The sequence below is a fragment of the Bacteroidales bacterium genome (genome assembly GCA_018334875.1).
Taxonomy (GTDB): Bacteria; Bacteroidota; Bacteroidia; order Bacteroidales; family UBA12077; genus JAGXLC01.
The window spans coordinates 1-11,636 of record JAGXLC010000113.1; the positions used below are offsets into that span (position 1 = coordinate 1).

At 42.5% G+C, this 11,636-nt stretch carries 6 protein-coding genes; 3 read left to right on the plus strand and 3 right to left on the minus strand.

The genetic code is table 11. The annotated features are described in order from the left end of the window. Positions 1 to 334 precede the first annotated feature (334 nt). Complete coding sequence (gene yidD / locus KGY70_10530) at positions 335 to 634, plus strand: membrane protein insertion efficiency factor YidD (GenBank protein ID MBS3775615.1); 300 nt, start codon at positions 335 to 337, stop codon at positions 632 to 634. Between the two features lie 592 nt (positions 635 to 1,226). Here yidD and KGY70_10535 read toward each other — a convergent pair. The 3 genes from KGY70_10535 to KGY70_10545 form a co-directional block, all read right to left on the minus strand. Beyond that, positions 1,227 to 1,856 (minus strand): hypothetical protein, encoded by a 630-nt coding sequence (locus KGY70_10535; GenBank protein ID MBS3775616.1) that lies wholly within the window; start codon positions 1,854 to 1,856, stop codon positions 1,227 to 1,229. Between the two features lie 294 nt (positions 1,857 to 2,150). After that, positions 2,151 to 3,617 (minus strand): SusD/RagB family nutrient-binding outer membrane lipoprotein, encoded by a 1,467-nt coding sequence (locus KGY70_10540; protein ID MBS3775617.1) that lies wholly within the window; start codon positions 3,615 to 3,617, stop codon positions 2,151 to 2,153. Between the two features lie 36 nt (positions 3,618 to 3,653). Continuing rightward, positions 3,654 to 6,866 carry a SusC/RagA family TonB-linked outer membrane protein gene (locus KGY70_10545; GenBank protein MBS3775618.1) on the minus strand — a complete coding sequence of 1,071 codons (3,213 nt, stop codon included), beginning with the start codon at positions 6,864 to 6,866 and terminating at the stop codon, positions 3,654 to 3,656. A 692-nt stretch (positions 6,867 to 7,558) separates the two neighbouring features. Here KGY70_10545 and secDF point away from each other — a divergent pair. Further along, positions 7,559 to 10,705 carry a protein translocase subunit SecDF gene (gene secDF, locus KGY70_10550; GenBank protein ID MBS3775619.1) on the plus strand — a complete coding sequence of 1,049 codons (3,147 nt, stop codon included), beginning with the start codon at positions 7,559 to 7,561 and terminating at the stop codon, positions 10,703 to 10,705. A gap of 108 nt (positions 10,706 to 10,813) precedes the next feature. Then, positions 10,814 to 11,371 (plus strand): twin-arginine translocase TatA/TatE family subunit, encoded by a 558-nt coding sequence (locus KGY70_10555; GenBank protein MBS3775620.1) that lies wholly within the window; start codon positions 10,814 to 10,816, stop codon positions 11,369 to 11,371. The last annotated feature ends 265 nt before the right edge of the window (positions 11,372 to 11,636 follow it).

Consider the following 11,636-nt stretch of genomic DNA (forward strand, 5'->3'; position numbering starts at 1 on the left):
GGCTATAGGTTATAAGCTTCAAATTTCCTCCCGATGAATGTTCATACCCGTTTTCTCATCAATTGTTTTAGAAAACCGTAGAAAAGCAGGGCAATTATAAAAAAATAGTAATATTGAACCACATTAGAACACAATAGCCAATAACCTCATTTATATTGCCATTCTATAAAGCATCAAATTAATGAAGTGAAACGCATAATTGACAATGTAACCATCTAACCATTCATCCCCGCTATTTCCCTCTTAATTACCGGCCATCGGGAGTTTTCCGGTTATATAATAACCGCCGTACAATTTGAGTTATCTTTGTGATATGAAAACATTGGTTTGGCTGATCCGGCAATTCTTCAAATATTTTGTGCTGGGCTTTGTCTGGTTTTACCGGTGGGTGATCTCCCCCATTACCATGTCATCCTGCAGGCATGTGCCCACCTGTTCCCAGTATATGATAGAAGCGATTCACCGGCATGGCCCGGGCAGGGGATTTTTGCTGGGCATGAACCGGCTCTCGCGCTGTCATCCCTGGGGAACGCACGGCTACGATCCGGTACCGCAGTTTGTGATCAGGAAATACCGAACCGGGAGGAAGGGTAAGACGGAGACGATACTGAAAGACCAAATGAGTAGTGAGTGATGAGTAGTGAGTTATGAGTGGTGAGTTGTGAGTTGTGAGTTGTGAGTGTGAAGGTTAAAGGTGGAAGGTGGAAGGCATAGTAACTTGTCATTGATTGTCATTAGGTTGTCATTGATTGTCATTAAATGCTCATTCGATAGGCTTTAGGAGTGAGTTGTGAATAGTGTTTGGCAGTGAGTTGTGAGTGTGAAGGTTAAAGGTGGAAGGTGGAAGGCATAGTAACTTGTCATTGATTGTCATTAGGTTGTCATTGATTGTCATTAAATGCTCATTCGATAGGCTTTAGGAGGGAGTTGGGAGTGAGTTGCTATGTACAGAATTAAAGACCCGAGCCTGACATTTCAGGGATTAATCTACTAGATTTTCAGAACACTCACTACTCGAGCTCACTACTCTCCTCTTGTCCCATCTCCCATCGTTCTGTCGCTCTTTCGTTCAAAAATCTCCGAGACGCAAGCATTGCGTCTCTACTGCTTTTCCTGTAGCTACATCGCTGCCTACTGCCTACTAATTTACAAACTGCTGCTAATAGCTTAATGACAACAAATGACATTTTCCTCACTACTCACTACTCACCACTCACTACTCACTACTAATCCCCCGTCAGCTCCGTCGCCGGTTTCCTTAAGGCCCAAAGTTCGAAGACGAGGCCCACGTTGACTGAAAGGGCTTTGAAGTTGGAAGGGACCATGTCCTTGAATCCGATATTCAACAGATCACTGAAATAATGCTTCTCCGGGTTCATGCGCTGGTAATTGTAACCGATTTCGGTATTGAGACAGATCCGTTCTGAGACGAAATACTTGAATCCGACTCCGCCGTTGATGAACATGCCCTCCTCAATTTCCGGGGCAACAGGAAGGGATTTTCCCAAGTCAAAGAACACATAGGGGGTGTTTCTGGCATCGTGCAGATAAGCCCGTACATCGGCGAAAACCGGAAACGTATTGTATGAAGGATTGTTGTAGGCATCCGCGCCGGCGCCCAGGGCAACCGAAAAACGCGGTGTGATGAAATACCCGAACAGGGTTCTCAGTCTGTAAGCTTCCGATTGGTTGGCGCGCAAATCACCGTCGTAGGAAATGTTTCCCACTCCGGGCATATAGCCCGTCTGGGTAATGTTAAAAACGCCTTCGTTCTTTCTGGTGACAATTTCTACCTCCTGGGCATGACCATATCCTGCCATCATCAAGTACAAGATGAATATCAAATACTTTTTCATAAGCGCTGGTTTGTTTATCATATCCACAGATCAATCCATTTCAAGTCTTTTTATCAAAGAAAGCTTACCTATTAAGAAATCCTTTTAATATATAAAAAATCTGACGGATAAAAAACGAAGGCAGGCTTTAGATTTCACTTCACGCTGGGCACCCTACCATTTGGCTAATGGTTGGTAGTCACAAACCTCCATAATAGACTTTCACCCTCGAGTTAATGGTCGTGCACGGCAAACTTAAAAAAGAGGATGATCGTAGACCATCCTCTTTTTTTTGAAAAACTTAAATATTGAATATTATTCTGTATCCCAGAAAATATTTACTAGTGGTGAATCTTCTCCACCCATAGCTTCTACCGCTGCATTGTAACTTTCCTCATTGAGTCTCGGTTCATCAAACGGATAAGGCATTCTAACAGGAACTTCCGGATACTGTGATCCGGGAGCCACTTCAAAAGTAGGATAATCCAGGATTCTCCAGGAAGCCCATGCTTCATTGCCTCTGTTATATAGGGCAATCCATTTCTGCAATCCAATTTTTTCTTTCCAGGTACCTTCTGCTGAAGAATAAGCTACATCTTCCTGAGCCAGATAATCCTCTGCCTCATCATCTGTACCACCCCATCTTTCTATGCTGGCGGTTATTGCATTGTTATAATGGTCTTCAGCGGATCCGCTCACATCATAACCTTCGCGTTCAGCGGCTTCAGCTTTAAGGAACTCCATTTCAACATAATCCATAAACACATGTTCGAAATCAGGTTCATAGAATTGACCTGTGAAATGGCTTACAGCCGAGTAGGTTTCTACCTGAATTCCATAAGGCTGCGGATTATAATAATCTCCTACACCATCACCGGTTGTGTCTACTTTTGAAAAGAAATCATTTTTCCTTGGATCATTAAGAGAATCCATAGGAGCGTATAATGTATTGGTAGGCACAACGTCTTTTCTGCCATCAAGGGTAAACCATTCATAAATGGAGTGAACGTGAGGTGCAAGCTTGGTGAATTCGAAAACAGCACTTTGATCCTGAGAATCAAATACACCCGTACTCAAAGCTTCATTTGCAGCTGTCTGAGAATAATCTGGATCAGAATCTGCAAGGCGCATGGCCAGCCTGAACTTCAAAGAAGCGGCAAATTTTTTCCACATAGCTGCATCACCACCATAAAAAAGATCATAGTCGTCAAATGAACCGGCAAGAGGATCCAGCTGATTTATATCCTCCGTCAATCTGGAAATAAGATCTTTGTATATGGTTTCCGCGTCGTCATATTTCGGTGTGGCGTTATTCGGGTCCAGGGCTTCTGTGTATGGAACATTGCCGAATACATCCACCAGGAGATGATATGTATAAACCTGATGTATGTCAATAATTGCTAACATATTGTCCCTTTTAGGGAACTCAGGTTCAGCAAAATCGGTTTGATTTACCATTTTTTCAGCTTCATTGAAATCCATAAGCACATTTCGATACATCACATTCCAGAAATTATCAGGAATTGATCTGTCGGAAAAGTCGAAACGAACTTCTGTCAGATAGGTAACCTCGGTCCAGTATTGTACAAAAAACCTGGAGATATTGATATTATAGTTCATTGTACTGACATAATCCCCCAATTGTCTCTGGGCGTTTGTAAAAAGCGCCTGCGGAGAAGCTTCCTCCGGATTTTTGGGGTCTGCATTATCGGGCAGTTCACAGGAGAAAGTCCCGATAATTAGTATTAACAATATTGCTATTTTATTTAATTTTTTCATCATTATTGAATTTTTTCAATTATAAAACCAAAACTATAATTACAGGCCTAAGGTCAGATTAAATCCAACCATCCTTTTTGTTGGGTATGCTCCATGTTCTATACCCTGGTACCTGCCTGCACTGAGGATAGCCTCAGGGTCAAAGTGTGGGGTATTTTTAAGCAGTATGGCCAGATTATGCCCGATCAATGACGCCTGAAGTCTTGTAAATGGAGTCTTGCTTACTATATTGTCCGGGAAGCTATATGTAAGTGAAACGTCTCTTAATTTTACATAAGAAGCATCATATACGTTGTAAGCTTCCGGAATATAGCCATAATACCAGGCTCCAAAAAAGTTCTGGGTTGTAATATAGGTTTCATTGGGGCTGCCATCGGGATAAACCGTATTGGGGAATTTGTATCCTCCGTTATTTGAAAGATCATCCCTAATATTTCCACCCTGATCATTTTTGCCTACAGTTTCCTCATATACACCAGTGGCCATTCCATATTTCTGATTTACAGAATAAATATCGCCTCCCTGTTGGATATCAAATAAAACATCAAGCGATAAATTCTTATAGGATATTGTTGTGGAAATTCCTGCTTTCCAATCAGGTTGTATATTTCCCAACACCTTATCCTTGTCTGTTTCCTGGAACCTACCTGCAGCAAATCCTGCATCATCCGGATAAACCACTCTTTTTCCATCCTCGTAGAGGAAATCTTTTCCTTTAATTGCGCCAAACGGCTGTCCTTCAGTGGCGTTAACCGAGACACCCCATGCACTGAAGAGCAGATAATTACTTATACCTTCTGCCAGTTCAACCACTTTATTCTCGCTCTGTGCCCAATTAACAGAAATATCCCAGGAGAAATTATTGGTTTCAATTGGGGTTCCTGTCAACATCAGTTCTACACCTTTATTCTGGAGTTCACCGCCATTTACAAATTTCTGGTCGACTCCGGTTGCGTCGGTCACATCCACCGGCATGATCTGATTAAAGGTATTGTTTTGATAAAACGATATATCAAAACCGACCCTACGTTCCAGGAAATAAGTTTCCAAACCGGCTTCATAACTTACCGTGTTTTCCGGCTTCAGATCGGGGTTGGCTGCCTGAGCATCCACAGAGAACAGACCCAGATTCAACCAGTTGCTATACTGGGTATAGGTAGAAGCTGTTCTGTATGCCGGGGCATCGTTACCAACTTCTGCATAGCTTAACCGTACTTTACCGAAGGATAGCACGTCCGATTCTATCAACTCAGAGAAAACCAGGTTTGTAGCAACCGAAGGATAGAAATAGGAGTTGTTTTCATCGGGCAAGGTTGAAGAAATATCATTTCTTCCGGTTAACTCAAGATATAAAAGTTCATTGTAGCCTATAGAGACACTACCGTAATAACTGTTTTTACCTCTGTCTATATAGTCCTCATCAAAAACATCCGTCGGAGAACTTGAGTTAGATACAAAATATTTGTTGGGAACAATTAATCCTCCAACGGTTTCTGAAGTTTGAGACTGCATCTCTCTTCTCAGAAAATTGGTTCCTAAAACGCCGGAGAAGGAAAAGCTACCCACCTCTTTATCAAATCTGAGCATAAGGTCGGTGTTGGTTTCCTTATTTGTTCGAGTTGCTTTGGAATATTCTGATGTTTCGAGACTACCTTCTGCAATTCTCTGATTTCTGAACCAGTTGTAGTAATCAAGTCCAAAACGACCCACAAAAGTCAGCCAATCAGTCAGGTCATAATCAATCTCTGCTTTGCCATAGAAACGGTCACGGCCATCATCTTCCCACATCTCATTTCTGACCCAATAGGGATTATTGAAATATATGGGTCTCAGATTACCGGAAACGGGTCCAGCGATATTCCAGGTTTTTTGTCTTCCGGTAGAACTTCTATAATCTTCCAGGCGGGCAAAATCCACATTGGTTTGAAACCACTGGCCAAAAGCCTGCATCACATTGCGGCCGTCATATCCTGTACCAAATCTGCCTATAGTTCTATTATTAACATAATTGGTATTTGCCTGAACGGTCAGCCTTTCTGTAAAGTCATAAGATCCGTTAAAACTAAAGTTGTGTTTTGTACCATTACTTTTGGGCAAGATCCCTTTATTGGCAACGTTGGTATAGGAAAACCGGAAATTACCGTCCTGATTTCCACCAGTGAATGAGATGCTGTTTTCAGCTTTAGTCGCCGGACGGAAAAAGTCCTCTATCGTATTAGATGGAGCAGCCCATGGGCGCGTATTCAGATAATTATCATCTTCCGGATAAAGTGCATCCCAATGAATTACGTCCATACTGGGATCAAATTCAGATCCCCATGAGGCATCATCCATTGTTTTAACGACTTTTTCATCTTCTCCATCGCCATCTAAGTCTGCATTAATAAAGCTGCCTCCAAAATAGCCCGCACCATATTTATGCTGATGCTGAGGGAAAGTCTTATCATTAACGGTACTTACGGTATAACTTGAATTTACCGTTACACCCAGACCTTCACTTTTCTGACCTTTTTTGGTGGTAATCAGAACCACACCTCTTGCTGCGCGGGAACCATATAAAGCGCTTGCAGCCGAACCTTTCAGGACTGAGACATTCTCTATATCCTGAGGATTAATATCCATGGCGGCATTGCCGAAGTCGTAACCTCCACCCCCAGTTTGCTGGCTGGCTGAGTTAATCACACTATTATCAATAGGAACTCCATCCACAATGAATAAAGGCTGATTGTTACCGGTAATCGAAGTCCAGCCTCTTATAATCATATTTGCAGAGCCTCCCATAGTATTGGATTGATTGATATTCACCCCTGCAATTTTACCGGAAAGTGCATCAATCGGATTACTTTGCTTTGATTTGGCTATATTATCTCCGCCAACATCCTGAACAGAATAGCCAAGAGACTTTTTCTCACGGCTAATACCCAAAGCAGTAATCACAACCTCTTCCATTTCTTCAACGGAAGGCTGCATTTCCACATCAATCGTGGTACGCCCCTGAATAGACACTTCCCGGGTTTGCATACCCACGAAGCTAAATACCAGTGTTTCCGCGTCGGACGGCACTTCAAGCGAGTATTGACCGTCCATGTCTGTCGTTGTTCCAATGGTTGTCTGACTCTGGACAACTATTGAAACCCCCGGGATCGGCTCACCTGTCTCTGCATTGGTGACCGTCCCTGTAATCTGCATTTGTGCTGAGGCCGTCAATCCGGCAAACAGCAAAAATGTTAAAATCAAGGTTAGTTTTCTCATAGAGCTTAGTTTTAATTACACCAAATTTTGGTTTTGTTAGACATATAATTGATTTTAAGATACACACTCACTTTAAAATTATTAGATATACATTTTACTCCCTTTCAAATGCAATTCTTTATTATAATAATATTGCGGCTTTCAGATATACCTGCGAAGAACGATCATAATTTAAAGGCTTAAACAAAAGGGAATTGATTTCAAACATTTTTACCATCATATTAAGCACGAATAAACGTATTCCAAATGACTTTTGCAAACATTTTGTTAAAAAATTTAAATTAAAATTTTTTTATACATAAAATCTGTTCTTTGATTTTCAATTTATAATAAAACTTATCATAAAAAATGAACCCATGAAATACAATGACAAAAATAAACATTTTTTAACAGTACTAAAAATTTCAGGGGGCAATTGTGTTTTTTTGCTTAATTTATATTAAATACTTAAAAATATTAGGGGTTATTAGCACAAACATTATCTTTTTATAGTTTGGCTTCATTGTTTTTCTTCACCCTTTGATCAAGATAGATTATGTACCCGTTCTCGTAACCACCGTCATTCTCATCAGCTAAAGAATTTCTTCCGGCAGCATCCATCAAACCAAATTCAGTTCTGTTATTCTAAAAAAATAATATATCTTTGCACGATAATCTTATAACACACGTTGAATTAAAAAACAACAATAGCAATGCAGATCAAAGGAGCCATCAGATTAGTAGCGATTTTGCTGACATTAATTTGTATCTACTATTTGTCTTTTACAGTAGTTACCGCGAGCGTAGAGAATGATGCGGAAGAATATGCCCAGGGTGACCTCAATAAAAAACAAGCATATCTTGACTCAATGGCAAACGAGGAAGTCTACAACTTCCTGGGATTCCGGCAATATACGCTTCGTGAATGCCGGCAACGCGAGATCAACCTTGGACTTGACCTTAAAGGGGGGATGAATGTTATTCTGGAAGTACAAGTTGATGATATTATAAGATCATTATCCAATAACAGCCAGGATACCGTTTTCAAACAGGCGCTTCAACGGGCCAACGAGTTGCAAAGGCAAACGCAGGAGGATTATATTACATTATTCGGAAGGGCATTTGAAGAAATAGCCCCCAATGCCCGCCTTGCTGCAATATTCAATACGTACGAACTGCGCGACCAGATCGATTACAATTCCAGCAACGAGGAAGTGCTGGATGTGCTTCGGGAGGAAACCCAGGATGCACTAGATAATACATTCAACATTTTAAGGACCCGCATTGACCGTTTCGGGGTGGTTCAGCCCAACATACAAAAGCTTGAAAACACAGGCAGGATTTTGGTGGAATTGCCCGGGGTGAAAGATCAGGAAAGGGTTAAGGATTTGCTCCAGACCACGGCCAGCCTGGAATTTCAGGAAGTTTATGAAAATCCACAGGTATATGAATACATGGAAAAGGCCAACCAGAAAATCAGTCAGGTTACACAGGCCAGGGAAAAGCTGCAGCAGGATACCACCACGGAGGAGAGCGTTGAGGAGATCATGGCTCAATCTTCCCAGGAAGGTGATGAAGAGGAGGTTTCGGCTCAGGATACCACCGGTGAGGAGTCTCTGTTGGACCAGATCGAAGAGCAGGATACCAGCCAGCTTGATACCAGTGCCACACAGGAACAAATGGCCCAACAATATCCGCTTTTCCAGGTGCTTCAGCCAATGGTTAACCCCCGGAACAACCAGCTTATGCAGGGATCTGTGGTTGGAGTAGCCCATTTTACCGATACAGCGCAGGTTAACGATTACCTTCAGATGCCACAGATACAATCCGTATTCCCGCGGGATATGGAATTTCACTGGGGAGTTAAGCCATATCAGGGTGCAGAATCAGGTGAATATTATCCGTTATATGCACTCAAACTAACCGGCAGAGAAGGACAGGCACCCTTATCCGGTGAGGCGGTGACCAATGCAAGGGCAGAATTCGGAAGAGATCAGGCAACTGCTGAAGTTACCATGTCGATGAATTCAGAAGGTGCCAAAACATGGGCCAGAATGACCAAGAACAATGTCAATGAGCACATTGCTATTGTACTGGACAATCTGGTTTATTCAGCTCCAAGGGTACAACAGGAGATTAAGGGAGGCCGGTCGCAGATCACCGGTGATTTTACGGTACAGGAAGCCAAAGACCTGGCCAACGTGCTTAAATCAGGTAAGTTGCCTGCAAGGGCACAAATTATCCAAAGCCAGACCATCGGACCCTCATTGGGCCAGGAGTCCATCAATGCAGGCTTGACCTCATTTTTCATTGCCTTCATTGTGGTCATGCTTTACATGGTTTTCTACTACAGCCGGAAAGCCGGACTGGTGTCCGACATCGCTCTGCTTGCCAACATGTTCTTTATATTCGGGGTTCTGGCATCCCTGGGCGCTGTACTGACCCTGCCGGGAATTGCCGGTATAATTCTTACCATCGGTATGTCGGTGGATGCGAATGTGCTGATATATGACAGAATAAGGGAAGAGCTGCGTGCCGGAAAAGGAATTAAACTGGCCGTAAAAGACGGTTACAAAAATGCCTATTCGGCCATCATCGACGCCAATGTCACTACATTCCTTACCGCACTTATACTCTATATTTTCGGAACAGGTCCTATCAAAGGTTTCGCAACAACCTTACTGATTGGTATTCTGACATCTCTGTTCACGGCAATCTTCATTACAAGACTGATCTTTGAACGATATTTGGAAAAGAACAAGCCCATCACCTTTGCGACCAAACTAACAGAGGGTGCATTCCGAAATGCCAATTTCCCGTTCTTATCCCGAAGAAAAATCTTGTATGCTGTTTCTTCGGTACTGATACTGATCAGCCTGGTTTCACTGGCGACAAGAGGCCTGAACGAAGGCGTTGATTTTACCGGTGGACGGGCATATATTGTTCGTTTCGATCATCCTGTCAATTCGGTGGAAATTCAAAACAGGCTGGAAGATGAACTGGGTCAGCCGCCACAGGTAAAAATCTTCGGAGATGACAATCAAATCAAACTGACCACCCAATATAAAATTGACCAGGAAGGCAAAGAAGTTGATGAGGAAGTGGTGCAGAAAATTTATGCCGGATTGCAGCCGTTTATGGAAGGTGAAACTTCCATGGAGGAATTTACCGATAATTACATTCAAAGTGAGCTCAAAGTAGGCCCCACGGTTGCTTATGACATCAGGGTGCAGGCAGTATGGGCAATTGTATTTGCCCTCCTGATCACCTTCCTGTATATATTCGGAAGGTTCCGCAACTGGCAGTATGGTCTGGGGGCCTTGACAGCCCTGATCCATGATGTCATCATCATCCTTGGCATATTTTCACTGTTTTACAACATCATGCCCTTTTCGATGGAGGTTGACCAGGCCTTCATTGCTGCCATTCTGACGGTGGTAGGTTACTCCATCAACGACACGGTGGTTGTCTTCGACCGGGTGCGGGAATACATAGGCTTGTATCCAAAAAGAGACCGCTTCAGCATCATCAACAGGGCATTGAACAGCACACTAAGCCGTACTTTCAGTACCTCGCTGTCAACCTTTGTTGTATTGCTGACCATCTTCCTTTTCGGAGGTGAAGTGATACGAGGCTTTGTATTTGCCTTACTCGTAGGAGTTATTGTGGGTACTTACTCATCCCTGTTCATCGCTTCGCCGGTTGTGTATGACACGGTACATAAAAAGGTTAAAACCCCGCCACAAAAGGGTAAACAGAAAGGAAAACAACAGGTGAAACAGCCACAAAAAGGGAAACAACAACCCAGTAAGCAACCTCAGAAAGCCGGTAAAAAGAATGCGGCTAAAAACAAGAAATAATAAGCTTTTGCTAATAAAAAAAGCCCTGAAATTATATCAGGGCTTTTTTTGTAAAAGAAGTTGATATATATTTGCGTTAGTAAAATATAAAAATAACAACTATAAGCCATGATATCTTTTATCGATCTCTTTATAAGCGGCTCTGAAATATTTATCATTCTTTTCGCCGTATTGCTTTTATTCGGAGCCAATAAACTTCCCGAAATAGCCCGGGGTTTGGGCAAGGGTATGAACGAGTTTAAAAAAGCCACCAATGACATCAAGAGTGAATTTAATGAACACACTCAGGATATCCAGAAAGACATCAAAAGCATAAAAAGCGATCTGGAAGAAAGTACCAAGTTTGATGACATAACGGAAAACTATTTCAACGATGACGACAGTACCGGCGAAGGAGCGAATGATACTGAGGCCGATACAGATACAGACACAGACACAAGCACTGATCCTGATACACCGGATGAAGACGTGTATGAGGAACCCACCGGTCCTTATAGCAATAAAGAAGAGGCTGGAACAGAATCTTCAGGAAGTGGAGAGGAATCTGAAGATGAAGATGAAGAATCTACCCGACAGGAGGAAGATACATCAGAAGGCCGGAGGTATCCGACTAATGAGGATCAAACAGAGGAAGGCCCCTCAAAAAAGGATGACTACACCGACTAAGATAGAGTCTGTCTATAATATCCGCTGGCTGCGTTACGCTCGTTTTTCATGCCAGTCAATTACATCTGTTAGAGACGTACGGCCGTACGTCTCTACATTTGGCATTCAAAACTCGCAAGCCTTGCCAGCGAACATTCCAGACGAGACTCTTTCAAATCTCTTTGACTTTATGGACAAACACTAAGATAGAACCTTACGTTCCAAAGTAGAAGCTATAAAACCAGCGGGCCAGGCCTATAATAATCAGAATAAGGCCTTCCAGACG